The following is a 25,389-nucleotide window of genomic DNA, read 5'->3' as shown; positions in this document are numbered from 1 at the left end:
CATGACGCGACGCGAGCTCCGCGCCCTGCGCGAGGCCGCGGAGGCGCAGGCGGGGACCCCGGCGCCCGCACCGGACGACGCGCCGCGATCGGCGGCGGCCGACGGGCGTCCCGCCGCACGGGAGACCGCACCCCTGCCGCCCGCCGGCGCTCCCCGTCCCGCATCCGAGGACCGGTCGCGCGTCGACGTGGCCGCGGCGAGCGTGGCCCGGACCTCACCGACCCCCCTCACGCCCACCCGCGAGACGTCGGACGGCGGACGCGGTGCACCGCCGCGCCAGAAGGCCCCCGTCGCCCCGAAGCCGAAGCGGCGCCACCCCAAGTGGCCGTACGTCGTGGTCCTGCTCATCGCGCTGTTCGGCGGCGCGGCCGTCATCGCCACGTCGCTCTTCGGCCCGGTGGTGACGGCGCTCCTCACGCCCGCCGAGCCCACCGACTACGACGGCGACGGATCCGGCGAGGTGCAGGTGGTCGTCAAGACGGGTGACACCGGCAGCACCATCGGTGACACGCTCGCGGCGCAGGACGTCGTGAGGACGTCGAAGGCGTTCTACCAGGCCGTCGTCGCGTCCGGCGGCGAGGTCGTCTTCCAGCCGGGCACGTACACGCTCCGGAAGCAGATGAGCGCGGCGTCCGCGCTCGCGCTGCTGCAGGATCCGTCGAGCCAGATCCAGGCCAAGGTCACCATCCCCGAGGGCCAGACGGCCGCGCAGGCGTTCGAGCTCATCGCGGAGGGCACCGGCACGCCCGTCGCCGACCTGGAGGCAGCCGCCGCCGATCGCGCCGCGCTCGGCATCCCCGCGGAGGCGCCGAACATCGAGGGCTACCTCTTCCCGGCCACGTACGACTTCCCGCCCGGCACCTCCGCGACGGACATGGTGAAGGCGATGGTGAGCCGCACGTTCCAGGCGCTCGACCAGGCCGGCGTCGCGGCCGCCGACCGGCACCGCGTGCTCACGCTCGCCGCGCTCATCCAGAAGGAGGCCCGCTTCGAGGGCGACTTCTACAAGGTGTCGCGCGTGTTCCAGAACCGCATCGCGATCGGCATGCCGCTGCAGTCGGACGCCACCGTCGCCTACGGCGCGCAGTCCGTCGGCCGGGTGACGACCACCGACGCCGAGCGCGCCGACGACAACCCCTGGAACACCTACGTGCACCCGGGGCTGCCGGTGGGCCCCATCTCGAACCCGGGCGACCTCGCGATCAAGGCCGCGCTGGCGCCGGCCGACGGCCCGTGGCTGTACTTCGTCACGGTCAACACCATCACGGGCGACACCGTGTTCTCCCAGACGTACGAGGAGCACCAGAAGGCCGTCGCCCAGTGGCAGCAGTTCATGAAGGACAACCCCGGCAATGGCTGATCCGCGGACGCCGGCCGTGCGGCTGGCGGTCCTCGGCAGCCCCATCGCGCACTCGCTCTCGCCGCGGTTGCACGCGGCGGCCTATCGGGTGCTCGGGCTCGACTGGTCCTATGAGGCGGTGGAGTGCACGGGGGCCGACCTCGGCGCGTTCGTCGCGGGCCTCGGATCCGGTTGGCGCGGCCTCTCGCTCACGATGCCGCTCAAGCGCGACGTGCTGCCGCTCCTCGACCTGCTCGACGACACCGCACGCCTCGCGGGCGCGGCCAACACGCTGCTCCTCGAGGAGGACGGCGACGGCGGGGTGCGGCGCCGCGGCGCGAACACGGACGTCGCGGGGATCGTGAGGGCCTTCGGGATGGCCGGCGTCGCGCGGTGCGGGCGTGCCGTCGTGCTGGGCGCCGGATCCACCGCGCGCTCGGCCGTCGTCGCGCTGGGTCGCATGGGCGCCCGCGAGATCGTGGTCGCGGCCCGCCGCCCGGAGCAGGGGCGGGAGCTCGCGCCGCTGGCCGAGGAGCTGGGCATCGTGCTCCACGCCGTGCCGCTCGACGACGCCGTGAGCGCGCTCCGCGACGCCGACACCGTGATCAGCACCCTCCCGGGCGACGCCGCCGCGGCGGTGCCGCTGCCGTCCTACCTGCCGGAGGCGACCGTGCTCCTCGACGTCACTTACGCCCCATGGCCCACGGGCATCGCCAGCGGGTGGGAGCGGGCGGGCGGCCGCGTCGTGCCGGGGATCGACATGCTCGTGCACCAGGCGCTCGACCAGGTGCGCCTGTTCGCGCACGCCGACGACGCCCGGCCGCTGCCGGACGAGGAGCGCGTGCTGGCGGCGATGCTCGCGAGCGTCGGCCGGGATCCGGATCGGGCCTGGGCCGGCGCCTGACCCGCGGGTCGGTCCCTGCCGTTGTGGGAGGCCGTGGACGCGAGCCTGCTCGCGGGTCGGTCCCTACCGCTGTGGGAGGATGGGGGCATGCTGCGTTGGCTCACCGCCGGGGAATCCCACGGCCCCGAACTCATCGCCGTCCTGGAGGGCCTGCCCGCGGGCGTGCCCGTCAGCCTCGACGGCATCCGCGCCGACCTCGCCCGTCGCAAGCTCGGCTACGGCCGCGGCGCGCGCATGGCGTTCGAGCAGGACGAGCTGAGCCTGTCGACCGGCGTGGTCCACGGGCGCACGCTCGGCAGCCCCATCGCCGTGCGCATCGGCAACACCGAGTGGCCCAAGTGGGTCGACGTGATGAGCCCCGAGCCGGTGGACCCCGCGAAGCTGCAGGGCGCGCGCGCCGCGGCCCTCACTCGTCCCCGCCCCGGCCACGCCGACCTCGTGGGCATGCAGAAGTACGACTTCGACGAGGCGCGCCCCGTGCTCGAGCGCGCGAGCGCCCGGGAGACCGCCGCCCGCGTCGCGCTCGGCGCCGTGGCGCGCGCGTTCCTCGCCGAGCTCGGCATCACGCTCGTGAGCCACACGCTCGCCATCGGTCCCGTCCGCGTGCCCGAGGGCGCGCCGCTGCCGACGCCGGCCGACGTGGACGCGCTGGACGCGGATCCGCTGCGCTGCTTCCACCCCGAGACGAGCGCCCGCATGGTCGCCGAGGTCGACGACACGAAGGCCAGCGGCGACACGGTCGGCGGCGTCGTCGAGGTCCTCGCCTACGACCTGCCGCCGGGCCTCGGCTCGCACGTGCACTGGGACCGCCGCCTCGACTCGAAGCTCGCGGCCGCGCTCATGGGCATCCAGGCGATCAAGGGCGTCGAGGTCGGCGACGGCTTCCTCACCACCACGCGCCGCGGATCCGAGGCACACGACGAGCTGTTCTCCACGGACGCCGGCATCGGCCGGTCCACGGACCGCGCTGGCGGCACCGAGGGCGGCATGTCGACGGGCACGGTCCTCCGCGTCCGTGCGGGCATGAAGCCCATCGCGACCGTGCCGCGCGCCCTCCGCACCATCGACACCGCCACGGGCGGCGCCGCCCCCGCGAACCACCAGCGCTCCGACGTGTGCGCGGTGCCCGCCGCGGGCGTCGTGGCCGAGGCCATGGTGGCGCTCACGCTCGCCGACGCCGTGCTGGAGAAGTTCGGCGGCGACTCCGTGGGCGAGACCCTGCGGAACCTCCGCGGCTACCTCGACGCGATCCCGGAGGGCCGCCGCACGGGCGCCGACCTCGTGGACGAGGCGGACGCCGCGCCGCCGGCGGCGCCCGAGGCCTGAGCGTGCCGGTCGTCCTGATCGGCCCGCCCGGCGCGGGCAAGACCACGGTCGGCCGCCGCGTGGCGAAGGCGCTGGGCGTGCCGTTCACCGACACGGACCGCGCGATTGTCGAGGCGCACGGATCCATCGCCGACATCTTCCGCGAGCACGGCGAGCCGCGGTTCCGCGAGCTCGAGCGGGCCGCGGTCGCCGCGGCCCTCGCGGACGACGGGGTCGTCTCGCTCGGTGGGGGAGCCGTGCTCGACCCGGCGACGCGCGCCGACCTGGAGTCCTGCCGGGTCGTGCTCCTGACCGTGAGCGAGCACGCCGTGCGCGCGCGGATCCGCGGCCACGACCGCCCGCTCGTCGACGGCCTCGACAGCTGGCGCCGCATCGTCGCCGACCGCGAGGAGCTCTACCGCTCGCTCGCCGACCTGACCATCGACACCTCCGACCGCCCGCTCCCGCGCATCGCCCGCGAGATCGAGCGCTTCGCCCGGGAGAGGCAGCCATGACCGACGCACACCCCACCGACGCTGACGCCCCCGCGACGCCGGCGACCGCCGAACCCGACGCGCCCACCGTGATCCGCGTCTCCGGCACCCCCGGCTACGACGTCACCGTGGGCCGCGGCCTCGTCCAGGGCGTGGGCGCGCTGCTCGGCCCGCGCGTCCGCAAGGTGCTCATCGTGCACGCGCCCGCCCTCGCCGAGGAGGCGTCGCGGCTCCGCGAGCGCCTGCAGGGCGACGTGGAGGTGTACCTCGCGGAGGTGCCCGACGCCGAGGGCGCCAAGCGCGTCGAGGTCGCCGCGTTCTGCTGGAAGATCATGGGCACCACCGACTTCACGCGCTCGGACGCCGTCATCACGCTCGGCGGCGGCGCCACGACCGACCTCGGCGGGTTCGTCGCGGCGACGTGGCTGCGCGGCGTGATGCTCATCCAGATCCCGACGACGGTGCTCGCCATGGTCGACGCGGCCGTCGGCGGCAAGACGGGCATCAACACCTCCGAGGGCAAGAACCTCGTCGGCGCCTTCTACGCGCCGACCGCCGTGATCGTCGACCTCGACCTGCTGGCGACCCTGCCGCGGAACGAGATCGTCACGGGCTTCGCGGAGATCGTGAAGGCCGGGTTCATCGCCGTGCCCGAGATCCTCGACATCATCGAGCGCGACGTGGCGCGGGTCACGGACCCGACGGCACCTGAGTTCCGCCGCGTCGTGGAGCTGTCCATCGCGATGAAGGCCGAGGTCGTGGGGGAGGACTTCACCGAGAAGGGCCGCCGCGAGATCCTCAACTACGGCCACACGCTCGGCCACGCCATCGAGCACGCCGAGCGCTACCGCTGGCGGCACGGCGCGGCCGTCGCGGTCGGCATGGTCTTCGCGGCCGAGCTGTCGCGCCTCACGCGCTCGCTCTCCGACGAGGCCGTCGACCGGCACCGGCGGATCCTCGACTCGCTCGACCTGCCCACCAGCTACCCCGTCGGCCGCTGGCCCACGCTCGTCGCGAGCATGAAGCGCGACAAGAAGGCGCGCGGCGACATGATGCGCTTCATCGTGCTCGACGGCGTCGGCCGGGCGAGCGTGCTCAACGGGCCCGAGGAGGCGCTGCTGTTCGCGGCGTACCAGGAGATCGGCTCGTGACCGACCCCGCGCATCCCGACGCGCCCGTCCGGCCCGTCGCGCTGATCACGGGCGTCGGCCGGGTCGCGGGGCTCGGCGCGGCCATCGCCGAGGACCTGGCCCTCGGCGGGTGGGACGTGGCCTTCTCGTACTGGTCGGCCTACGACGCGCGCATGCCCTGGGGCCCGCAGCCCGAGGACCCCGCGCGGGTCGCCGACGCCGTCGAGCGCGCCGGCGGCCGCGCGCACGCGATCGAGGCCGACCTGATGGACACGGGCGCGGCCGAGCGGATCCTCGACGAGGTCGAGCGGGAGCTCGGCCCCATCACGGGCCTCGTGCTCAGCCACGCCGAGTCGGTCGACAGCGGCCTCCTCGACACGACCGTGGAGGCCCTCGACCGGCACCTCGCCGTGAACGTGCGAGCGTCGCTCCAGCTCATCCAGGGCTTCGCCCGGCGGTACCGCGCCGAGCCCGGCGCCGGCCGCATCGTGGCGCTCACGAGCGACCACGTGGTCGGCAACGTGCCGTACGGCGCGAGCAAGGCCGCGCTCGACCGGATCGTCATCGCGGCCGCGCGCGAGCTCGAGCACGTGCGCGTCACGGCGAACCTCGTGGATCCCGGGCCCACCGACACCGGCTGGTTCACGCCCGAGCTGCGCGAGGGCCTCCGGCAGGCCACGCCCCGCGGCCGGCTCGCCGAGCCCCGCGACGCCGCCGCGCTCGTCTGCTTCCTGCTGTCGGCCGAGGGCGGCTGGATCAACGGCCAGCGCATCCGCTCCGACGGCGGCCAGAGCGTCGGCTGACCCGCCCCTAGGCTGGATCCATGACACGCGTGCTCGTCCTCAACGGCCCCAACCTCGGACGGCTCGGCAGCCGCGAGCCCGACGTGTACGGCACGGGATCCCTCGACGACCTCCGCCGCGAGCTCGTCGCGTTCGCGCCCGACGACGTCGAGATCGACCTGCGGCAGACCGACGACGAGGCGACCCTCATCGGCTGGCTGCACGAGGCCGTCGACGCCCGGACCCCCGTGATCATGAACCCCGCCGCCTTCACGCACTACTCGTACGCGCTCCGCGACGCCGCCGCGCTCGTGACGAAGGCCGGGATCCTCCTCATCGAGGTGCACATCTCCAACCCGCACGCACGCGAGGAGTTCCGGCACACCAGCGTCATCTCGCCCGTCGCGACGGGCGTCATCGCGGGCCTCGGGCAGGGCTCGTACCTCCTGGCCCTCGCGCACGTCGTGACCGGCACCCGTTAGGCTGATCCCTCGGATCGCCACGCCGCCCGCACCGGGTCGGCTCCCGGCATCCCCGTGCGGCCGCACCGACGCCGCACCTCCCGCTCGTCGAACAGGCAAGGACCCTCCCCGCATGGCCTCTACCGCTGACATCAAGAACGGCGTCGTCCTCAACATGGACGGCCAGCTGTGGACCGTCATCGAGTTCCAGCACGTCAAGCCGGGCAAGGGCGGCGCGTTCGTGCGCACCAAGGTCAAGAACGTGATGAGCGGCAAGGTCGTCGACCGCACGTTCAACGCGGGCGCGAAGATCGAGACCGAGACGGTCGACCGCCGCGACTTCCAGTACCTCTACGCCGACGGCGAGAACTTCGTGTTCATGGACACGAGCGACTACGACCAGATCACGCTGTCCGCGGCGCAGGTCGGCGACGCGAAGAACTTCATGCTCGAGAACCAGGACGTCACCGTGGCGCTGCACAACGGCGAGGGGCTCTACGTCGAGCTGCCCGCGTCGGTCGTGCTCACCATCACGTACACGGAGCCGGGCCTGCAGGGCGACCGCTCGACGGGCGGCACCAAGCCCGCGACCGTCGAGACCGGCCACCAGATCCAGGTCCCGCTCTTCCTCGAGCAGGGCACGCGCGTCAAGGTGGACACCCGCACGGGCGACTACCTCGGCCGCGTCACCGACTGACCCGTGAGCGCACGCACCAAGGCGCGCAAGCGCGCCCTCGACGTCCTCTACGTCGCGGACATCCGCGGCGAGTCCATCCCCGCGACCCTCGCGGTCGAGCAGCAGCGCGCCGCCGCCGAGCCCGATCGGCAGGCCTCGTGGCAGTACGCGCGCGAGATCGCCGAGGGGTTCGTCGCGCACCAGGACGAGATCGACGAGCTCATCGAGACGTACTCGGTGAACTGGACGCTCGCCCGCATGCCCGCCGTCGACCGCGCGATCCTGCGCATCGGCATCTGGGAGATCCTCTTCAACGCGGACGTGCCCGACGGCGTCGCGATCTCGGAGAGCGTCGACCTCGCGTCGTCGCTGTCGACGGACGAGTCGGCGTCGTTCGTCAACGGCATGCTGGCGCGGATCGCGGCGGCGCAGGCCTAGACCGGGCGTCGACGGCACACTGGCGCGGATCGCGGCGGCGCGGGCCTGATCGCGCCAGCCCGTTACGCCGCGTGACGCTGCGCGACGGCGCGTGACGCGGGCCGCATCGCCCGCGCGCGCGTCGCCCTAGCGTCGGGTCATGCCCGTCACCGCATCCGCCTCGCGACCCGACCCGACGACCGCCGCGTCGCCAGCCCCCGGCTCCGCCGGCGCGGTCGAGCTCCGCGGGGTCGGCCGCTCGTTCCCCGTGGAGGGATCCCGGGCAGGGCGCACCGTGCTCCGGGACGTGGACCTCGACCTCGCCGCGGGCGACGTCGTCGCGATCCTCGGGCCGTCCGGCTGCGGCAAGTCGACCCTCCTCCGCCAGGTGAGCGGGCTCGACCGGCCGGACGCCGGATCCATCCGCATCGACGGCACGCCCGTGCGCGACGTCGACCAGCGCTCCGCCGTCGCGTTCCAGGAGCCGCGGCTGCTGCCGTGGCGCACGATCCGCGCCAACGTGCGCCTCGGCCTGCCCCGCGACGTGCCGCGTGCCGAGGGCGACGCCCGCGTGCGCGACCTGCTCGAGCTCACGGGCCTCGCCGAGGCCGCCGACCTCCGTCCGCGACAGGTCTCCGGCGGCATGGCGCAGCGCGCGTCGCTGGCCCGCGCGCTCGCCCGGCGGCCCCGTGTCCTCGTGCTCGACGAGCCGTTCGGCGCGCTCGACGCCCTCACGCGCCTCCGCATGCAGGACCTGCTGCTCGACGTGCACGCCGCCATCCCGACCACGGTCCTCCTCGTCACGCACGACGTGGACGAGGCCCTGCACCTCGCCGACCGCGTGGTGCTGCTCGGCCCGGATCCCGCGGAGGGCGCCGCTCCGGGCGCGACGGTCCGCCGCGTCCTCGATGTGCCGGGCGCCCGCCCGCGCGACCGCGGCGACGCGACCCTCGCCGCCCTCCGCGCCGAGCTGCTCGAGGGGCTCGGCGTGCCGGGCCATCGGGCGCGCTGAGCCCGACCACCACCGACACCAGCCGCTCGACCACCCGACCTGCCACCATCCGACACCGCACCGAGGACCCACCGTGACCCGTCTCCTGCCCCGCAGATCCATCCCCGCCCTCGCGCTCGCGGGCGCCGCCGCGATGCTCCTCGCCGGATGCGCCGCGGGGGAGGGGTCGGCCGTCGCCCCCGCCGCCGACGCCACCGCGGATGCCGCGGGCTGGAGCGCCGACACGCTCACCCTCGACTGGGCGACCTACAACCCGCTGAGCCTCATCGTGAAGGACCAGGGCCTCGTGGAGAAGCGGCTCGGGTCGGACGTGAAGGTCGACTGGGTGCAGAGCGCCGGCTCGAACAAGGCCAACGAGCTGCTGCGCGCGGGTGCCGTGGACGTGGGATCCACCGCCGGGTCCGCCGCGCTCCTCGCCCGGGCCAACGGATCGCCCATCCGCACCATCGACGTGTACTCGCAGCCGGAGTGGACCGCGATCGTCGTGCCGAAGGGGTCGCCCATCACGAGCGTCGACCAGCTGCGCGGCGCCGACATCGCCGCGACGAAGGGCACCGACCCCTACTTCTTCCTGCTGCAGACGCTCGAGGAGGCGGGCATCCCCGCCTCCGACGTCACCATCCAGAACCTCCAGCACGCCGACGGCCGCGCCGCCCTCGAGAACGGCTCCGTCGACGCGTGGGCGGGGCTCGACCCGCTCATGGCCGCGAGCGAGGCCGAGGCGGGATCCACGCTGCTGTACCGCAACGTCGACTTCGCGACCTACGGGTTCCTCAACGCCACGCAGTCGTTCCTCGACGCGTCGCCCGACCTCGCGCAGGCCGTCGTCGACTCCTACGAGGAGGCGCGGGCCTGGGCCGTCGACCACCCCGACGAGACGGCGGCGATCCTCGCGCAGGCCGCCGCGATCGACCCGGCCGTGGCGTCCACGGTGATCGACCGCACGAACCTCGGCGTCGATCCCGTGCCCGGCGACGCCCAGCGCGACGTGCTCGAGCGCGTCGGCCCGATCCTCGTGGAGTCCGGCGACGTGCCGGACCAGGGGAAGGTCGACACGGCCCTCGACGAGCTGTTCGAGCCGCGGTTCGCCGAGGCCGCGGATCCCGCCTCCGGGTCCGCCGGATGACCGCGCTCCGGCCCGCGCGGGAGATCGTCCGCGCCGACGACCGCACGGCCGCCGACGCCCCGGACGACGACGGCCGCGTCGCGCGACGAGCCCCGGGCCGCGCGACGGGCGGCGCGCTCGTCCGGGTCGGCGTGGGCCTCGTCGTGCCCGTCCTGGTGGTCGGCCTCTGGGCGGTCGTCACCGCCACGGGCGCGGTCGCGCCGCACCTCCTGCCCGCGCCGCTCGACGTCGTGCGCGCCGGCGTTGAGCTCGGCCAGCAGGGGATCCTCGGCCAGTACGTCGCCATCTCACTGCAGCGCGTCCTGCTCGGCTTCGCGCTCGGCGCCACCGTGGGCCTCGTGCTCGGCGCCGTCGTCGGGCTCTCCCGCGTCGGCCTGCTCCTCCTCGCGCCCACCGCCGGCGCGTTCCGCACCGTGCCGTCGCTGGCGTGGGTGCCGCTGCTGCTGCTCTGGATGGGGATCAACGAGGACTCCAAGGTGACGCTCGTCGCCATCGGCGCGATGTTCCCCGTGTACACGACGGTCGCGGGCGCGCTCCGGCACGTGGACCCGCACCTCGTGGAGGTGGGGCGCGCGTACGGGCTCACGCGGATCCCGCTGCTGGTCACCGTGCAGCTGCCCGCCGTGCTGCCCGCCGTCGTCTCGGGGCTCCGGCTCGCGCTCGCCCAGTCGTGGCTGTTCCTCGTGGCGGCGGAGCTCCTCGCCGCGTCGATGGGGCTCGGGTACCTGCTCACGGAGTCGTCCTCGAACGGACGCGTCGACCGGGTGCTGCTCGCGATCGTGCTGCTCGCCGTGCTGGGCGCCGTCACCGACGCGGTCGTGGGCCTCGTGGAGCGGGTGCTCGTCCGCCGCTGGGGCTGACGGCCTCCCTCTCCGTGTCGTCGCGTGACGTCCCGGTTCCGGATCGGGGCCGCGCCGCCCGTAGCGTCGGCGCATGACCTCGCAGCGCGCCGAGCAGGCCGAGACCGCCGACCCCGAGCCGGACACCGACGCGACCGTCGAGCAGGCGCTCTACCCGCCGCCCGCTGCGCTCGCCGCCTCCGCCAACGTCACGGCGGAGGCGTACGCGCGCGCCGAGGCGGATCCGGTCGCCTTCTGGGAGGAGGCCGCCCGCCGCCTCGACTGGGAGACGCCGTGGGAGACCGCGCACACGTGGATCCCGCCGGTCGCCGCCGACGGCACCCCGCGGGTCCCCGAGGCCACCTGGTTCGCGGGCGGCCGGCTCAACGTCGCCGCGAACTGCGTCGACCGCCACGTCGTCGCCGGCCGTGGCGAGAAGGTCGCGCTGCACTTCGAGGGGGAGCCGGGCGATCGCCGCACGGTCACCTACCGCGACCTCCAGGAGGAGGTGTCGCGCGCCGCCAACGCGCTCACGGCGCTCGGCATCGGGCCCGGCGACCGCGTCGTGATCTACCTGCCCGTGCTCGTGGAGACGATCGTCGCCACGCTCGCGGTCGCCCGCATCGGCGCCGTGCACTCGCTCGTCTTCGGCGGCTTCTCCGCGGAGGCGCTGCGGTTCCGGGTCGAGGACACGGGCGCCAAGCTGCTCATCACGAGCGACGGGCAGAACCGCCGCGGCCAGGCCGTCGCCACCAAGCCGCAGGCCGACGAGGCCGTCGCGGGCGTCGCCTCGATCGAGCACGTGCTCGTCGTGCGCCGCACCGGCCAGGACGTGCCGTGGAACCCGGCACGCGACGTGTGGTGGCACGACGCCGTGGGATCCGCGTCGCCCGTGCACGAGCCCCGGGCCTTCGACGCCGAGCACCCGCTCTTCATCATCTACACGTCCGGCACCACCGGCCGCCCCAAGGGCCTCGTGCACACCTCGGGCGGGTACCTGACGCACGCGTCGTGGGCGCACTGGGCGCACTTCGACGCCAAGCCCGACGACGTGCACTGGTGCACGGCCGACCTCGCCTGGGTCACCGCGCACACCTACGAGATCTACGGGCCGCTCTCCAACGGCCTCACGCAGGTGATCTACGAGGGCACGCCCGACACGCCCCACCGCGGCCGGCACCTCGAGATCATCGAGCGGTACGGCGTCACGACCTACTACACGGCGCCCACGCTCATCCGCTCGCTCATGGGCTGGTACCCGGACGGCGTCGCCGGGCACGACCTGTCGAGCATCCGGCTGCTGGGATCGGTGGGGGAGGCCATCAACCCCGCCGCGTGGCGCTGGTTCCACCGCGAGATCGGCGGGGGATCCGCGCCCGTCGTCGACACGTGGTGGCAGTCGGAGACCGGGGCCGCGGTCATCGCGCCGCTGCCAGGCGTCTCGACCCTGAAGCCCGGCGCCGCCGGCCGCGCGCTGCCCGGCTTCCGGGTGGACGTGGTCGACGACGACGGCGCGCCCACGGCGCCGGGCGAGGCCGGCCTCCTCGTGATCCAGCGCCCGTGGCCCGGCATGGCCCGCACCGTGTGGGGCGACCCCGCCCGCTACCGCAGCGCGTACTGGGAGCGGTTCGCCGACCGCGGCTGGTTCCTCGCGGGCGACGGCGCCCGGCGCGACGCCGACGGCGACGTGGCGCTGCAGGGGCGGATCGACGAGGTCGTCAACGTCTCCGGGCACCGCCTGTCCACCATCGAGATCGAGTCGGCGCTCGTCGCGCATCCGCGCGTGGGCGAGGCCGGCGTCACGGGAGTCGCCGACGACCTCACCGGGCAGCGCGTGGTCGCGTTCGTCGTGCCGCGCGGCGACGACCGCCCCGCGGACGACGACGCGGCCGGCTGGGCAGCGCTCGCCGCGGAGCTCGGGCCCGTGCTCACCGCGCACGTGGCGCGCGCCATCGGGCCGGTCGCCAAGCCCCGCCGGATCGTCGCCGTGCCGGACGTGCCCAAGACGCGCTCGGGCAAGATCATGCGCCGCCTCCTCGCCGACCTCGTGGAGGGCCGGACCCTCGGCGACGCCACGAGCCTGCAGGACGCGGCCGTCCTCGGCCGGATCCGCGCGGTGCTCGACGCGTCGCCGCGCTGAGGACACGCGCGGGCTGCGCGACGCACCCCGCGCACGGGGGACACCCGCTAGAGTGACCGGCGGAACAGACCACCTTTAACATCCGTCCCGAGAGGCGGGGAAGGAGGTCGGATTGCCTCAGCGCATCGTGCTGCAGCCCTCTGACATCACCCGTGCGCTCACGCGCATCGCCCACGAGATCCTCGAGTCGAACCGCGGTCCCCACGACCTGCTGCTCCTCGGGATCCCCACCCGCGGCACCGTCCTCGCCGAGCGCATCGGCCGGATCATCGCCCGCCTCGAGCCCGAGGCCCCCGCCGACCTGGTGGGCTCGCTCGACGTCACCATGTACCGCGACGACCTGCAGCGGAACCCCACCCGCGCGCCCGCGCCCACGCGGCTGCCCGCCGGCGGCGTCGACGGCCGCACCGTCGTGCTCGTCGACGACGTGCTGTTCTCCGGCCGCACCGTGCGCGCCGCCCTCGACGCGATCGGCGACCTCGGCCGCCCCACGGCCGTGCGGCTCGCCGCGCTGGTCGACCGCGGCCACCGCGAGCTCCCCATCCGCGCCGACTTCGTGGGCAAGAACCTGCCGTCCAGCCTCGCCGAGCGGATCTTCGTCCGGCTCGAGGAGACCGACGGCGAGGAGTCGGTGAGCATCGCCGGCCCGGACGACGAGCCCGCGACCGGAGCCGCCGACGAGGGGGCGACGCGATGAGGCACCTGCTCTCCACGCGCGACCTGTCCCGGGACGAGGCCCTCCACATCCTCGACGTCGCCGAGGACATGGCCGACGTCGGCACGCGCGAGATCAAGAAGACCCCCGCGCTCCGCGGCCGCACGGTCGTCAACCTCTTCTTCGAGGACTCGACCCGCACCCGCATCTCGTTCGAGGCCGCCGCCAAGCGCCTGTCGGCCGACGTCATCAACTTCAGCGCGAAGGGCTCGAGCGTCTCCAAGGGCGAGAGCCTCAAGGACACCGCGCAGACGCTGCAGGCCATGGGCGCCGACGGCGTGGTCGTCCGGCACCCCTCCTCGGGCGCGCCGCACACGCTCGCCGGCAGCGGCTGGATCGACGCCGGCATCGTCAACGCGGGCGACGGCACGCACGAGCACCCCACGCAGGCGCTGCTCGACGCGTTCACCATCCGCCGCCGGCTGCACGGATCCGCCGCGCGCGGGAAGGGCCTCGACGGCACGCGCGTCGTCATCGTCGGCGACGTGCTCCACAGCCGAGTCGCGCGCTCCAACGCGTGGCTGCTCACGACGCTCGGCGCCGAGGTCACGCTCGTCGCGCCGCCCACGCTCGTGCCCGTGGGCGTCGGATCCTGGCCCGTCACCGTCCGCTACGACCTCGACGCGGCGCTCGCGGAGGGGAAGCCCGACGCCGTGATGATGCTCCGGATCCAGGCCGAGCGCATGCGCGCCGCCTTCTTCCCGAACCCGCGCGAGTACGCGCGCATCTGGGGGCTGGACGACGCGCGCCTCGCGCTCCTCGGGCCCGATACGATCGTCATGCACCCGGGGCCCATGAACCGCGGGCTCGAGATATCCGCCGCCGCCGCCGACTCGGAGAGGTCCACGGTGCGCGAGCAGGTCGCCAACGGCGTCTCGGTGCGCATGGCCGTCCTCTACCTCCTGCTGTCCGGCGACGGGAAGGCCGACCGATGACCCAGAACGCGATGAACCCCGACGACACCCACCTGATCCGCGGCGCGACCATGCCGTCGGGCGAGCGCGCCGACATCCTCGTCGCGGACGGCCTGATCCGCGAGATCGGGCCCGACCTCGAAGCCGCCGCGGGCGCGCACGTCATCGAGGCCGACGGCCTCGTCGCGCTGCCCGGCCTCGTCGACCTGCACGTGCACCTCCGCGAGCCCGGCTACGAGCAGAGCGAGACCGTGCTCACGGGATCCCGCGCGGCGGCCCTCGGCGGCTTCACCGCGGTCTTCGCGATGGCGAACACCATGCCCGTGCAGGACACGGCGGGCGTGGTCGAGCAGGTCAAGGCCCTCGGCGACGCCGCCGGGTACGCGACCGTGCGCCCCATCGGCGCCGTCTCGGTCGGCCTGGCGGGGGAGTCGATGGCCGAGATCGGCGCGATGGCCTCCAGCCGCGCCGCCGTCCGCGTCTTCTCCGACGACGGGAAGTGCGTCTCCGACCCGCTGCTCATGCGCCGCGCGCTCGAGTACGTGAAGGCCTTCGACGGCGTGATCGCGCAGCACGCGCAGGACCCGCGCCTCACCGAGGGCGCCACCATGAACGAGGGCGCGCTGTCCGGCGAGCTCGGCATCACGGGCTGGCCCGCGGTCGCCGAGGAGTCGATCATCGCGCGCGACGTCCTGCTCGCCGAGCACGTCGGATCCCGCCTGCACGTCTGCCACGTCTCCACCGCCGGCTCGGTCGACGTGATCCGCTGGGCCAAGGCCCGCGGCGTCGACGTCACCGCGGAGGTCACGCCGCACCACCTGCTCCTCACCGAGGACCTGGTCGCCGGCTACGACGCGCGCTACAAGGTGAACCCGCCGCTCCGCCGCCGCGAGGACGTCGAGGCCCTCCGCCAGGCCCTCGCCGACGGCACGATCGACGTCGTCGCGACCGACCACGCGCCGCACCCCACCGAGGCCAAGGACTGCGAGTGGGACGCGGCCGCGTTCGGCATGGTCGGCCTCGAGTCGGCGCTCTCCGTGGTGCAGCTCGCCATGGTCGACACGGGGCTCCTCGACTGGGCGGGCGTCGCGCGGGTCATGTCGCACGCGCCCGCGCGCATCGGCCGGCTCGCCGAGCACGGGCACGCGCTCGAGGGCGGATCCCCGGCCGACATCACGCTGTACAACCCGGCCGCGTCGCGCGTCTTCGGCCGCGACGACCTCGGCGGCCTCAGCGGCAACTCGCCGTACCTGGAGATGACGCTGCCCGGCCGCGTCGTCGCCACCTTCCACCGCGGCTACCCGACCGTGCTCGACGGCGCGCTCGTCGACCGCGAGACGGTCGCCCGCGCCGCGGTCCTCCGCGACCGCGCGGACGCCGACGCGCGCGACGCTTCCTCCTCCGGCGCCCGGGCGGGACGCGCATGAGCGACCGCATCGGACCCGCGATCACGGTGATCGCCTTCCTCCTCCTGCTCCTCGCGCTCATGGTGCTCGGCTGGCGCGCGCGCCGCCGACGCCAGCGCGCGCTGCCCGAGCCGCCGCGTCCGCCCGCCGGGCTCGGCGCCCCGACGCTCGAGGTCGACGTGCTCTACGTCGCCACGACCACGGCCGGCGAGCCGCTCGACCGGCTCACGGTCGCGCCCCTCGGCTTCCGCGGGCGCGCCGCGGCCCGGGTGCACGACGCGGGCCTGGTGCTCGCGATCGACGGCGAGCGCGAGGTGCTCGTGCCCGCCGACCGCATCACGGGATCCGGGCTCGCGACCTACGCGATCGACCGCGTGGTGGAGGAGGGCGGCCTGGTGGCCGTGACCTGGATCCTCGACGCGGACGCCGGAACCGCGGTCGACACGTACCTCCGGGTGATCGACCCGCGCGAGAAGACCGCGCTCGTCGACGCCCTCCAGCGGATCCAGCGCATCGCGCACGACGACGACAACGAAGGGAAGTGACCGACATGGCCCGACACGAACCAGCTGTCCTGGTGCTCGAGGACGGACGGAGGTACGTCGGACGCGCGTACGGCGCCCGCGGCGTGACCCTCGGCGAGGCCGTCTTCGCGACCGGCATGACCGGCTACCAGGAGACGATCACCGACCCGTCCTACGCGGGCCAGATCGTGCTCCAGACGGCGCCGCACATCGGCAACACCGGCATGAACGACGACGACATGGAGTCCCGCCGCATCTGGGTCGCCGGGTACGTCGTCCGCGACCCCTCCCGCGTGGTCTCCAACTTCCGCGGGCAGCGCACGCTCGAGGACGACCTCGTCGCCCAGGGCGTCGTCGGCATCTCCGGCATCGACACGCGCGCCGTCACGCGCCGGATCCGCGACGAGGGCGCCATGCGCGCCGGCGTCTTCTCCGGCGAGGCCTTCGCGCTCGGCGACGACGAGCAGCTCGCGCAGGTGCGCCAGGCGCCCGACATGGCGGGCCGCAACCTCTCCGCCGAGGTCTCCACGCAGGAGACCTACACGATCCCGGCCGAGGGCGAGCGCATCGGATCCGTCGCCGTGCTCGACCTCGGCATCAAGACCGCGACGGTGAAGCACCTCGCGGCCCGCGGCCTCGACGTGCACGTGGTGCCGCAGTCGATCACCACGGCCGAGCTCGCCGAGCTCGCGCCCACGGCGGTCTTCTACTCGAACGGCCCCGGCGACCCCGAGGCGTCGCAGTACCACGTCGAGCTCCTGCAGGACGTGCTGCGCAAGGGCATCCCGTTCTTCGGGATCTGCTTCGGCAACCAGCTCCTCGGGCGCGCCCTCGGGTTCGACACCTACAAGCTGCCGTTCGGCCACCGCGGGATCAACCAGCCCGTGCTCGACCGCCGCACCGGCCGCGTCGAGATCACGAGCCAGAACCACGGCTTCGCGGTCTCCGCGCCGCTCGACGGCCCCGTGGACAGCCCCGCCGGCTTCGGCCGCGCGGAGGTCAGCCACGTCTCGCTCAACGACCAGGTCGTCGAGGGGCTCAACTGCCTCGACATCCCCGCATTCAGCGTCCAGTACCACCCGGAGGCGGCCGCGGGCCCGCACGACTCGTCGTACCTCTTCGACCGGTTCATCGAGCTGATCCACGATGCCGCGGGCACCGCCCCCGCCGCCGCGACCCCCCAGGAGACCGTGTAATGCCCAAGCGCGACGACATCAACAGCGTCCTCGTCATCGGCTCCGGGCCGATCGTCATCGGCCAGGCCGCCGAGTTCGACTACTCCGGCACGCAGGCCTGCCGCGTGCTCCGCGAGGAGGGCGTGCGCGTCATCCTCGTGAACTCGAACCCCGCCACGATCATGACCGACCCGGGCTTCGCCGACGCGACCTACATCGAGCCGATCACGAGCGAGGTGCTCGAGAAGATCATCATCAAGGAGCGTCCCGACGCGGTGCTCCCCACCCTCGGCGGCCAGACCGCGCTCAACGCGGCCATCCGCCTCGACGAGCTCGGCATCCTCGCCAAGCACGGCGTGGAGCTCATCGGCGCGAAGGTCGAGGCCATCCAGAAGGGCGAGGACCGCCAGCTCTTCAAGGACCTCGTCATCGAGTCCGGCGCCGACGTCGCCCGCTCGCACGTCGCGAAGACGCTCGAGCAGGCCGTGGAGTTCGCCGAGGACCTCGGCTACCCGCTCGTGATCCGCCCGTCCTTCACCATGGGCGGCCTCGGCTCCGGCTTCGCGCACACGCGCCAGGAGCTCGAGCGCATGGTCGCCGACGGCCTGCAGTCGAGCCCCACCACCGAGGTGCTCCTCGAGGAGTCGATCCTCGGCTGGAAGGAGTACGAGCTGGAGCTCATGCGCGACACGGCCGACAACACGGTGGTGGTCTGCTCCATCGAGAACGTCGACCCGGTCGGCGTGCACACGGGAGACTCGATCACGGTCGCGCCGGCGCTCACGCTCACCGACCGCGAGTACCAGCACATGCGCGACATCGGCATCGACATCATCCGCCGGGTGGGCGTCGACACGGGCGGCTGCAACATCCAGTTCGCGGTGGACCCGACGGACGGCCGCCTCATCGTCATCGAGATGAACCCGCGCGTGTCCCGCTCGAGCGCGCTCGCGTCGAAGGCGACGGGCTTCCCCATCGCGAAGATCGCCGCGAAGCTCGCCATCGGCTACCGGCTCGACGAGATCCCCAACGACATCACCAAGGTCACGCCCGCGAGCTTCGAGCCCACGCTCGACTACGTGGTCGTGAAGGTGCCGCGCTTCGCGTTCGAGAAGTTCCCGGCCGCGGACGCCGAGCTCACGACCACCATGAAGTCGGTCGGCGAGGCCATGGCCATCGGCCGCAACTACTCCACCGCGCTGCAGAAGGCGCTGCGCTCGCTCGAGAAGCGCGGATCCTCCTTCCACTGGGGCGCCGAGAGCCGCTCGGTCGACGAGCTGCTCGAGGTGAGCCGCACGCCCACCGACGGCCGCATCGTCACGGTGCAGCAGGCGCTCCGCGCGGGCGCCACGGCGGAGCAGGTCTTCGACGCGACGAAGATCGACCCCTGGTTCATCGACCAGATCGTGCTGATCAACGAGGTCGCCGACGCCGTGCGCGACGCCGACGAGCTCGACGCCGACACGCTCCGCGAGGCCAAGGACCACGGCTTCTCGGACGCGCAGATCGCCGAGATCCGCGGCCTCGCCGAGCAGGAGGTGCGCGACGCGCGCCACGCGGCCGACATCCGGCCCGTCTACAAGACGGTCGACACGTGCGCGGGCGAGTTCCCGGCGCTCACGCCGTACCACTACTCCAGCTACGACTCCGAGACGGAGATCGTGCCGTCCGACCGCCGCAAGGTGATCATCCTGGGCTCGGGCCCCAACCGCATCGGCCAGGGCATCGAGTTCGACTACTCGTGCGTCCACGCGTCCTTCGCGCTGGCCGACGCCGGGTTCGAGACCATCATGATCAACTGCAACCCGGAGACGGTCTCGACCGACTACGACACGAGCGACCGGCTCTACTTCGAGCCGCTCACGCTCGAGGACGTCCTCGAGATCGTGCACGTCGAGCAGCAGGCGGGCGAGCTCGTCGGCGTGGTCGTGCAGCTCGGCGGCCAGACCGCGCTCGGGCTCGCCAAGGGCCTCGAGGCCGCGGGCGTCCCCATCCTCGGCACGAGCCCCTCGGCCATCGACCTCGCGGAGGAGCGGGGCCTGTTCTCCGGGATCCTCGACGCCGCGGGACTCGTGGCGCCGCGCAACGGCACGGCCACGGCGATCGACGAGGCCGTGGTGGTCGCGGAGGAGATCGGCTACCCCGTGCTCGTCCGCCCGAGCTACGTGCTCGGCGGCCGCGGCATGGAGATCGTGTTCGACACCGCGACGCTCCACGACTACTTCCTGCGCATGGCCGACCAGGGGATCATCGGCCAGGGCAAGCCGCTCCTCATCGACCGGTTCCTCGACGACGCCATCGAGATCGACATCGACGCCATCTACGACGGCACCGAGCTGTACGTGGGCGGCGTCATGGAGCACATCGAGGAGGCCGGGATCCACTCGGGCGACTCGAGCTGCACGCTCCCGCCCGTCACCCTCGGCCGCGGCCAGATCCAGCAGGTCGTCGACGCCACGCGCGCCATCGCCGAGGGCGTGGGCGTCCGCGGCCTCCTCAACGTGCAGTTCGCGATCGGCGCGGGCGTGCTCTACGTCCTCGAGGCGAACCCGCGCGCGAGCCGCACGGTGCCGTTCGTCTCCAAGGCGCTCGGCATCCCGCTCGCGAAGGCCGCGTCGCTCGTCATGGTCGGCACGTCCATCGCCGAGCTGAAGTCCTCCGGGCTCCTGCCCGAGCGCGACGGATCCGACGTGCCGATGGACTCGCCCGTCGCCGTCAAGGAGGCCGTGCTGCCCTTCAAGCGGTTCCGCACGAAGGACGGCCTCATCGTCGACTCCGTGCTCGGCCCGGAGATGCGCTCCACGGGCGAGGTCATGGGCATCGACCGCGACTTCCCGCGGGCGTTCGCGAAGAGCCAGGAGGCGGCGTTCGGCGGCCTCCCGCTCTCCGGCACGGTGTTCGTCTCGGTCGCCGACCGCGACAAGCGCTCCATCGTGCTGCCGGTGCTCCGCCTCCAGCAGCTCGGCTTCGAGGTGCTCGCGACCGCGGGCACGGCGGAGATCCTCAGCCGCAACGGGATCCAGGCGCGCGTCGTCCGCAAGTACAGCGAGGAGCCCGCCGCGGGCGACTCGCCGTCGATCGTCGACCTCATCAACCGCGACGAGGTGGACGTCGTGATCAACACGCCGTCGGGCCGCACCGCGCGCGCGGACGGCTACGAGATCCGCGCGGCGGCCGTCGCGGCCGACAAGGCGCTGTTCACGACCATCGCGCAGCTCACGGCGGCGGTCGCGTCCTTCGACGCCATCCGCGAGGGCTTCGACGTGACGAGCCTGCAGGACTACGCGATCGCCCGCGAGGCCCGCAGGTGACGCCGACGGACGGCGGGGCGGTTCCCGACGCCCCGTCGTTCGGCGCGCGGCTCGCCCGCACCTTCCGCGCGCACGGGCACCTCTGCGTCGGCATCGACCCGCACCGGTCGCTGCTCGACGCCTGGGGCCTCGCCGACGACGCGCGGGGACTCGAGGAGTTCGGCCTGCGCGTGGTCGAGGCGACCGCGGGGCGCGCCGGCATCGTCAAGCCGCAGGTCGCGTTCTTCGAGCGCCACGGATCCGCCGGGTACGCCGCCCTCGAGCGCGTGCTCGCCGCCGCGCGCGACGCCGGCCTCCTCGTGATCGCCGACGCCAAGCGCGGCGACATCGGCTCCACGGTCGACGCGTACGGCGCCGCCTGGCTCGCGCCCGACAGCCCGCTGCGCGCCGACGCCGTCACGCTCACGGCCTACACGGGCGTCGGATCGCTGGACGGCGTCCACGCGGCGGCCGACGCATGGGGCGCGGGCGTCTTCGTCCTCGCCGCGACCTCGAACCCGGAGGCGCGCGACCTGCAGCGCGCCGTGCTCCCGGCCGACGCCGGCGGGTCCGCCGCCCGCACCGTGGCCCGCGGCATCCAGGACGCCGCCGTCGCCGCGAACGGCCCGCTCGACGACCCGTCGGCCGACCCCGGGTCCTTCGGCCTGGTCGTCGGCGCGACCGTCGACGCCGCCGACGCCGGGCTCGACCTGGCCCGGCTCGTCCGCACGCCGATCCTCGCGCCCGGCTTCGGCCACCAGGGCGCGCTGCTCGGCGATGTCCGGAAGCTGTTCGGCCCGGCCGCCGGCGTTGTGATCGCGGCCGCGTCGCGGAGTATCCTCACGGCAGGGCCACGGCGTGTCGCGGAGGCCGTCACCGACCACGCCGGACGACTCGAAGAGGTGCTGCCATGAGGCCCGAACCACCCGAGGTCGACCGGGTCGCCGCGTCGCAGGCCGCCGTCGCCGCCCGTCGTGCCCGCGCGCAGGTGAAGCACGACATCGTCACGGGGGAGCGCACGCCGCTCGGCGTGCTCGACGCGTCCGCGGATCCCGCCCGCCGCGCCGAGGCCACGCTCCGCGTCACGGAGTTCCTCACGAGCATCCCGAACATCGGCCCCACCAAGCTCGAGCGGATCCTCGGCGACCTCGGCATCTCCACGGCCAAGCGCCTCGGCGGCCTCGGCGTGCACCAGCGCGTGCGCCTCACCCGGTTCCTCGAGGAGTGGCAGGCGGCGAAGCAGATCGTCGAGCCCAGCCGCCTCGTCGTCCTCGCGGGTCCCACCGCCGTGGGCAAGGGCACGGTCTCCACCTTCATCCGCGAGAACGAGCCCGACGTGCTGCTCTCCGTCTCCGCCACCACGCGCGCGCCGCGTCCCGGCGAGGTCGAGGGCGTCAACTACTACTTCGTCTCCGACGCCGAGTTCGACCGGATGGTCGACGAGCGCGAGCTCCTCGAATGGGCCACGGTGCACAACGCCCACCGCTACGGCACGCCGCGCGCGCCCATCGACGCCGCGCTGGCCGAGGGCCGGAGCGTGCTGCTCGAGATCGACATCCAGGGCGCGCGTCAGGTCAAGGCCGCGATGCCCGAGGCCCGGCTCGTGTTCCTGCTGCCGCCCACCTGGGAGGAGCTCGTGCGCCGCCTGGTCGGCCGCGGCACCGAGGGGCCGGAGGAGCAGCAGCGCCGGCTGGACACCGCGAAGGTCGAGCTGGCCGCCCAGGACGAGTTCGACCACCTCGTCGTCAACCGCGATGTCGCGGAGGCGGCGCGCGAGGTCGTAGACTTGATGAGATCCAGGAAGGCCGTCGGTCCATGACGCGGACCAGTGCGGCCTTCTTCCATGCAATGAGGAAGCGGCACATCCATGGTTGACAAGACCCAGGGCATCATCGACCCGCCCATCGACGAGCTCCTCTCGAAGGTCGACTCGAAGTACGCGCTCGTGATCTTCGCCTCCAAGCGGGCCCGTCAGATCAACGACTACTACGCCGACCTGCACGAGGGCAGCCTGTTCGACAACGTCGGACCGCTCGTCGACTCCACCATCGACGACAAGCCCCTCTCGGTGGCCATGCACGAGATCAACGAGGACAAGCTCGTCGCCACTCCCATCGTGGAGCCCGCGGCCTCCTAGCCGCACCGCCCCCGGATGCCCCGCGCCCACCGCACGCCGCACGCCCGCCCCGCCCTCGAGCGCCGGAGCGCCGAGCGGTGATGGTGGTCGTGGGGATCACGGGCGGCATCGCGGCCTACAAGGCCGTCGGCGTGGTCCGGGGCCTCGTGCTCCTCGGTCACGACGTGCACGTCGTCCCCACCGAGGCCGCGCTCCGCTTCGTCGGGAAGCCGACGCTCGAGGCCGTCAGCCGCAACCCGGTGACGAGCGACCTCTACGACGGGGTGTCCGAGGTCCGCCACGTGGCGCTGGGCCAGAAGGCCGACCTCATCGTGGTCGCGCCGGCCACCGCCCACACGCTCGCGACCATGGCCCTCGGCCTGTCGGACGACCTGCTCGGCACCACGATCCTCGCCAGCCGCGCGCCCCTGGTCGTCGCCCCCGCGATGCACACCGAGATGTGGCAGCACCCGGCGACCCAGGCCAACGCGGCCCTCCTGCGCTCCCGCGGCGCCACCCTCGTCGGACCCACGTCGGGCCGCCTCACGGGCACGGACTCCGGGCCCGGGCGCATGGCCGAGGTGGAGGACGTCATCGCCGCCGCCCTCGCCGCGGTCCGCCCCGGCGGACGCGACCTCGAGGGCCGGCGCGTCGTCGTCTCCGCGGGCGGCACGCGCGAGCCGCTGGATCCCGTGCGCTTCCTCGGCAACCGCTCCTCCGGCCGTCAGGGGGTCGCCCTCGCCGCCGCTGCACGCGACCGCGGCGCCGACGTCGTGCTCGTCGCCGCGCACCTCGAGGTGCCGGCGCCCGCCGGCGTGCGCGTCGTGCCCGTGTCGACCGCGCTCGAGCTCTCGGACGCCATGGTGCGCGAGGCGGACGACGCCGACGTCGTGATCATGGCCGCGGCCGTGGCCGACTACCGGCCGGTCGCCGTCTCCGCGGGCAAGATCAAGAAGGAGGAGGCGGGGGATTCTCTCTCCGTCGAGCTCGTGCGGAACCCCGACATCCTGCAGCGCCTCGCGGCCGACGCCGCCGCGCCGCGCGCGGACGGCATGCGTCGTGTCGTCGTCGGCTTCGCGGCGGAGACCGAGGAGGACCCGGCCGAGCTGCTCCGGATCGGCCGCGCGAAGCTCCAGCGGAAGGGCTGCGACCTGCTCGTCCTCAACAGGGTGGGGTGGTCGCGGGGGTTCGCCACAGAGGGCAACACGGTCACGGTGCTCGCGAGGAGCGGAGATACACTGGCCGAGGCCTCCGGCTCCAAGGAGCAGGTCGCCCATCGAATTCTCGACGTAGTGGGCGCGCCGACGCCGCAGTAGCGCACGGCGCGCGACCACGCGATCCCCTGGAGCGACCCGTGACCGATCTGCGCCTGTTCACCTCCGAGTCCGTCACCGAGGGCCACCCCGACAAGATCTGCGACCAGATCTCCGACAGCATCCTCGACGCGCTCCTCACACAGGACCCGACGAGCCGCGCCGCGGTCGAGACGCTCGTCACCACCGGGCTCGTGCACGTCGCGGGCGAGGTCACCACGAGCGGGTACGTCGACATCCCGCAGATCGTGCGCGACCGCATCCGGGACATCGGGTACGACTCCTCCGAGGTCGGCTTCGACGGCAGCAACTGCGGCGTCACGGTGTCCATCGGCGCGCAGTCGCCCGACATCGCGCAGGGCGTCGACCGCTCGTACGAGTCGCGCTCGGGATCCGCGTCCACCGACGCGCACGACCTCCAGGGCGCCGGCGACCAGGGCCTCATGTTCGGCTACGCGTCGCGCGACACCCCGGTCTTCATGCCGCTGCCCATCTACCTCGCGCACCGCCTCGCCGAGCGCCTCGCGGCCGTCCGCCACTCCGGCGAGCTCGCGTACCTGCGGCCCGACGGCAAGACGCAGGTCACCATCGGCTACGACGGACTCGTGCCGCGCACGGTCGACACCGTCGTGCTCTCCACCCAGCACGGCCCGCAGGTCTCCCAGGAGGACCTCCGCCGCGAGGTCGAGGAGCACGTCATCCGCCCGGTGCTGGCCCAGGCCGCGGAGATCGGCATCGAGCTCGACTCGCGCGACGCGACCCTGCTGATCAACCCCACCGGCAAGTTCGAGATCGGCGGGCCCAAGGGCGACGCGGGGCTCACGGGACGCAAGATCATCGTCGACACGTACGGCGGCTTCAGCCGGCACGGCGGCGGCGCGTTCAGCGGCAAGGACCCGTCGAAGGTCGACCGCAGCGCCGCGTACGCCATGCGCTGGGTCGCGAAGAACGCGGTCGCCGCGGGCCTCGCCGACCGGCTCGAGGTGCAGGTCGCGTACGCCATCGGCAAGGCCGCGCCCGTGGGCCTGTACGTCGAGGCCTTCGGCACGGCGCACGTCCCGGAGGAGCGCATCGTCCGCGCGATCCGCGAGACCTTCGACCTGCGTCCCGCCGCCATCGTCGAGCGGCTCGACCTGCTCCGTCCCATCTACGCGCAGACCGCCGCCTACGGGCACTTCGGTCGCGAGCTGCCGGACTTCACCTGGGAGGCGCTCGACCGTGTCGCCGACCTGCAGAGCGCCGCGGGCCTCTGACGCGCGTCGCCGCCCGGGTCCCGGCATGACCGGGGGTGCCCGGTGACCGCGGGGGATC

Annotated in this window: 24 protein-coding genes; all 24 read left to right on the top strand. The window is 73.7% G+C overall.

Annotated elements, in window-relative coordinates:
- Window position 1: 1 nt before the first annotated feature.
- Window positions 2-1,360, top strand: a complete 1,359-nt coding sequence (gene mltG, locus JOE38_RS04085) for an endolytic transglycosylase MltG (protein ID WP_239544739.1) — start codon at window positions 2-4, stop codon at window positions 1,358-1,360.
- Window positions 1,353-2,243, top strand: a complete 891-nt coding sequence (locus JOE38_RS04080; protein WP_204574970.1) for a shikimate dehydrogenase — start codon at window positions 1,353-1,355, stop codon at window positions 2,241-2,243. Before mltG ends, JOE38_RS04080 begins: the two co-directional genes overlap by 8 nt.
- Window positions 2,244-2,330: 87 nt before the next feature.
- On the top strand, window positions 2,331-3,569 hold the full coding sequence (gene aroC, locus JOE38_RS04075) for a chorismate synthase (RefSeq protein ID WP_204574969.1): 1,239 nt from the start codon (window positions 2,331-2,333) through the stop codon (window positions 3,567-3,569).
- Window positions 3,570-3,571: 2 nt separating this feature from the next.
- Complete coding sequence (locus JOE38_RS04070) at window positions 3,572-4,063, top strand: shikimate kinase (RefSeq protein WP_204574968.1); 492 nt, start codon at window positions 3,572-3,574, stop codon at window positions 4,061-4,063.
- Window positions 4,060-5,193 carry a 3-dehydroquinate synthase gene (gene aroB / locus JOE38_RS04065; RefSeq protein WP_204574967.1) on the top strand — a complete coding sequence of 378 codons (1,134 nt, stop codon included), beginning with the start codon at window positions 4,060-4,062 and terminating at the stop codon, window positions 5,191-5,193. Before JOE38_RS04070 ends, aroB begins: the two co-directional genes overlap by 4 nt.
- Window positions 5,190-5,975: an SDR family oxidoreductase gene (locus JOE38_RS04060; RefSeq protein WP_204574966.1), complete on the top strand. Its 786-nt coding sequence runs from the start codon at window positions 5,190-5,192 to the stop codon at window positions 5,973-5,975. Before aroB ends, JOE38_RS04060 begins: the two co-directional genes overlap by 4 nt.
- A 20-nt stretch (window positions 5,976-5,995) precedes the next feature.
- Window positions 5,996-6,436 (top strand): type II 3-dehydroquinate dehydratase, encoded by a 441-nt coding sequence (locus JOE38_RS04055; protein ID WP_204574965.1) that lies wholly within the window; start codon window positions 5,996-5,998, stop codon window positions 6,434-6,436.
- Window positions 6,437-6,548: 112 nt separating this feature from the next.
- Window positions 6,549-7,112: an elongation factor P gene (gene efp / locus JOE38_RS04050; RefSeq protein WP_012038481.1), complete on the top strand. Its 564-nt coding sequence runs from the start codon at window positions 6,549-6,551 to the stop codon at window positions 7,110-7,112.
- A gap of 3 nt (window positions 7,113-7,115) precedes the next feature.
- Complete coding sequence (nusB, locus tag JOE38_RS04045; protein ID WP_204574964.1) at window positions 7,116-7,529, top strand: transcription antitermination factor NusB; 414 nt, start codon at window positions 7,116-7,118, stop codon at window positions 7,527-7,529.
- Window positions 7,530-7,668: 139 nt separating this feature from the next.
- Entirely contained in the window at window positions 7,669-8,520 is an 852-nt protein-coding gene (locus JOE38_RS04040; protein ID WP_204574963.1) for an ABC transporter ATP-binding protein, read from the top strand.
- A gap of 73 nt (window positions 8,521-8,593) precedes the next feature.
- On the top strand, window positions 8,594-9,646 hold the full coding sequence (locus tag JOE38_RS04035) for an aliphatic sulfonate ABC transporter substrate-binding protein (RefSeq protein WP_204574962.1): 1,053 nt from the start codon (window positions 8,594-8,596) through the stop codon (window positions 9,644-9,646).
- Window positions 9,643-10,506 (top strand): ABC transporter permease, encoded by an 864-nt coding sequence (locus JOE38_RS04030; RefSeq protein ID WP_204574961.1) that lies wholly within the window; start codon window positions 9,643-9,645, stop codon window positions 10,504-10,506. Before JOE38_RS04035 ends, JOE38_RS04030 begins: the two co-directional genes overlap by 4 nt.
- 73 nt (window positions 10,507-10,579) lie before the next feature.
- Window positions 10,580-12,625 (top strand): acetate--CoA ligase, encoded by a 2,046-nt coding sequence (gene acs / locus JOE38_RS04025; RefSeq protein WP_204574960.1) that lies wholly within the window; start codon window positions 10,580-10,582, stop codon window positions 12,623-12,625.
- Between the two features lie 112 nt (window positions 12,626-12,737).
- Complete coding sequence (gene pyrR / locus JOE38_RS04020) at window positions 12,738-13,322, top strand: bifunctional pyr operon transcriptional regulator/uracil phosphoribosyltransferase PyrR (protein WP_204574959.1); 585 nt, start codon at window positions 12,738-12,740, stop codon at window positions 13,320-13,322.
- Window positions 13,319-14,275: an aspartate carbamoyltransferase catalytic subunit gene (locus JOE38_RS04015; protein WP_204574958.1), complete on the top strand. Its 957-nt coding sequence runs from the start codon at window positions 13,319-13,321 to the stop codon at window positions 14,273-14,275. Before pyrR ends, JOE38_RS04015 begins: the two co-directional genes overlap by 4 nt.
- Window positions 14,272-15,681 (top strand): dihydroorotase, encoded by a 1,410-nt coding sequence (locus JOE38_RS04010; protein WP_204574957.1) that lies wholly within the window; start codon window positions 14,272-14,274, stop codon window positions 15,679-15,681. The genes JOE38_RS04015 and JOE38_RS04010 overlap by 4 nt, the downstream gene beginning before the upstream one ends.
- The gene (locus JOE38_RS04005; protein WP_204574956.1) at window positions 15,678-16,205 is read left to right on the top strand and encodes a PH-like domain-containing protein; all 528 of its coding nucleotides are present in this window, start codon (window positions 15,678-15,680) and stop codon (window positions 16,203-16,205) included. Before JOE38_RS04010 ends, JOE38_RS04005 begins: the two co-directional genes overlap by 4 nt.
- 5 nt (window positions 16,206-16,210) lie before the next feature.
- On the top strand, window positions 16,211-17,380 hold the full coding sequence (gene carA / locus JOE38_RS04000; protein ID WP_204574955.1) for a glutamine-hydrolyzing carbamoyl-phosphate synthase small subunit: 1,170 nt from the start codon (window positions 16,211-16,213) through the stop codon (window positions 17,378-17,380).
- Window positions 17,380-20,670, top strand: coding sequence for a carbamoyl-phosphate synthase large subunit (gene carB / locus JOE38_RS03995; protein ID WP_204574954.1), 3,291 nt, complete (start codon window positions 17,380-17,382; stop codon window positions 20,668-20,670). Before carA ends, carB begins: the two co-directional genes overlap by 1 nt.
- The gene (gene pyrF / locus JOE38_RS03990; protein ID WP_204574953.1) at window positions 20,667-21,563 is read left to right on the top strand and encodes an orotidine-5'-phosphate decarboxylase; all 897 of its coding nucleotides are present in this window, start codon (window positions 20,667-20,669) and stop codon (window positions 21,561-21,563) included. The genes carB and pyrF overlap by 4 nt, the downstream gene beginning before the upstream one ends.
- On the top strand, window positions 21,560-22,468 hold the full coding sequence (gene gmk, locus JOE38_RS03985; protein WP_204574952.1) for a guanylate kinase: 909 nt from the start codon (window positions 21,560-21,562) through the stop codon (window positions 22,466-22,468). The genes pyrF and gmk overlap by 4 nt, the downstream gene beginning before the upstream one ends.
- 48 nt (window positions 22,469-22,516) lie before the next feature.
- Complete coding sequence (rpoZ, locus tag JOE38_RS03980; RefSeq protein WP_012038467.1) at window positions 22,517-22,786, top strand: DNA-directed RNA polymerase subunit omega; 270 nt, start codon at window positions 22,517-22,519, stop codon at window positions 22,784-22,786.
- Between the two features lie 80 nt (window positions 22,787-22,866).
- Window positions 22,867-24,081 (top strand): bifunctional phosphopantothenoylcysteine decarboxylase/phosphopantothenate--cysteine ligase CoaBC, encoded by a 1,215-nt coding sequence (coaBC, locus tag JOE38_RS03975; RefSeq protein WP_239545027.1) that lies wholly within the window; start codon window positions 22,867-22,869, stop codon window positions 24,079-24,081.
- Window positions 24,082-24,119: 38 nt separating this feature from the next.
- The gene (gene metK, locus JOE38_RS03970; RefSeq protein WP_045528172.1) at window positions 24,120-25,331 is read left to right on the top strand and encodes a methionine adenosyltransferase; all 1,212 of its coding nucleotides are present in this window, start codon (window positions 24,120-24,122) and stop codon (window positions 25,329-25,331) included.
- The last annotated feature ends 58 nt before the right edge of the window (window positions 25,332-25,389 follow it).

The organism is Clavibacter michiganensis (genome assembly GCF_016907085.1).
Taxonomy (GTDB): Bacteria; Actinomycetota; Actinomycetes; order Actinomycetales; family Microbacteriaceae; genus Clavibacter; species Clavibacter michiganensis_O.
Note: the sequence above shows the minus strand (reverse complement) of the source record. Positions and strands in the feature narration are given on the sequence as shown.

Excerpts from the sequence above, each read along its gene's own strand:
- mltG (WP_239544739.1), top strand. The coding sequence starts at position 2 with ATGACGCGACGCGAGCTCCGCGCCCTGCGCGAGGCCGCGGAGGCGCAG.
- JOE38_RS04080 (WP_204574970.1), top strand. The coding sequence starts at position 1,353 with ATGGCTGATCCGCGGACGCCGGCCGTGCGGCTGGCGGTCCTCGGCAGC.
- aroC (WP_204574969.1), top strand. The coding sequence starts at position 2,331 with ATGCTGCGTTGGCTCACCGCCGGGGAATCCCACGGCCCCGAACTCATC.
- aroB (WP_204574967.1), top strand. The coding sequence starts at position 4,060 with ATGACCGACGCACACCCCACCGACGCTGACGCCCCCGCGACGCCGGCG.
- JOE38_RS04055 (WP_204574965.1), top strand. The coding sequence starts at position 5,996 with ATGACACGCGTGCTCGTCCTCAACGGCCCCAACCTCGGACGGCTCGGC.
- efp (WP_012038481.1), top strand. The coding sequence starts at position 6,549 with ATGGCCTCTACCGCTGACATCAAGAACGGCGTCGTCCTCAACATGGAC.
- JOE38_RS04040 (WP_204574963.1), top strand. The coding sequence starts at position 7,669 with ATGCCCGTCACCGCATCCGCCTCGCGACCCGACCCGACGACCGCCGCG.
- JOE38_RS04030 (WP_204574961.1), top strand. The coding sequence starts at position 9,643 with ATGACCGCGCTCCGGCCCGCGCGGGAGATCGTCCGCGCCGACGACCGC.
- acs (WP_204574960.1), top strand. The coding sequence starts at position 10,580 with ATGACCTCGCAGCGCGCCGAGCAGGCCGAGACCGCCGACCCCGAGCCG.
- JOE38_RS04015 (WP_204574958.1), top strand. The coding sequence starts at position 13,319 with ATGAGGCACCTGCTCTCCACGCGCGACCTGTCCCGGGACGAGGCCCTC.
- JOE38_RS04010 (WP_204574957.1), top strand. The coding sequence starts at position 14,272 with ATGACCCAGAACGCGATGAACCCCGACGACACCCACCTGATCCGCGGC.
- JOE38_RS04005 (WP_204574956.1), top strand. The coding sequence starts at position 15,678 with ATGAGCGACCGCATCGGACCCGCGATCACGGTGATCGCCTTCCTCCTC.
- carA (WP_204574955.1), top strand. The coding sequence starts at position 16,211 with ATGGCCCGACACGAACCAGCTGTCCTGGTGCTCGAGGACGGACGGAGG.
- carB (WP_204574954.1), top strand. The coding sequence starts at position 17,380 with ATGCCCAAGCGCGACGACATCAACAGCGTCCTCGTCATCGGCTCCGGG.
- gmk (WP_204574952.1), top strand. The coding sequence starts at position 21,560 with ATGAGGCCCGAACCACCCGAGGTCGACCGGGTCGCCGCGTCGCAGGCC.
- rpoZ (WP_012038467.1), top strand. The coding sequence starts at position 22,517 with ATGGTTGACAAGACCCAGGGCATCATCGACCCGCCCATCGACGAGCTC.
- coaBC (WP_239545027.1), top strand. The coding sequence starts at position 22,867 with ATGGTGGTCGTGGGGATCACGGGCGGCATCGCGGCCTACAAGGCCGTC.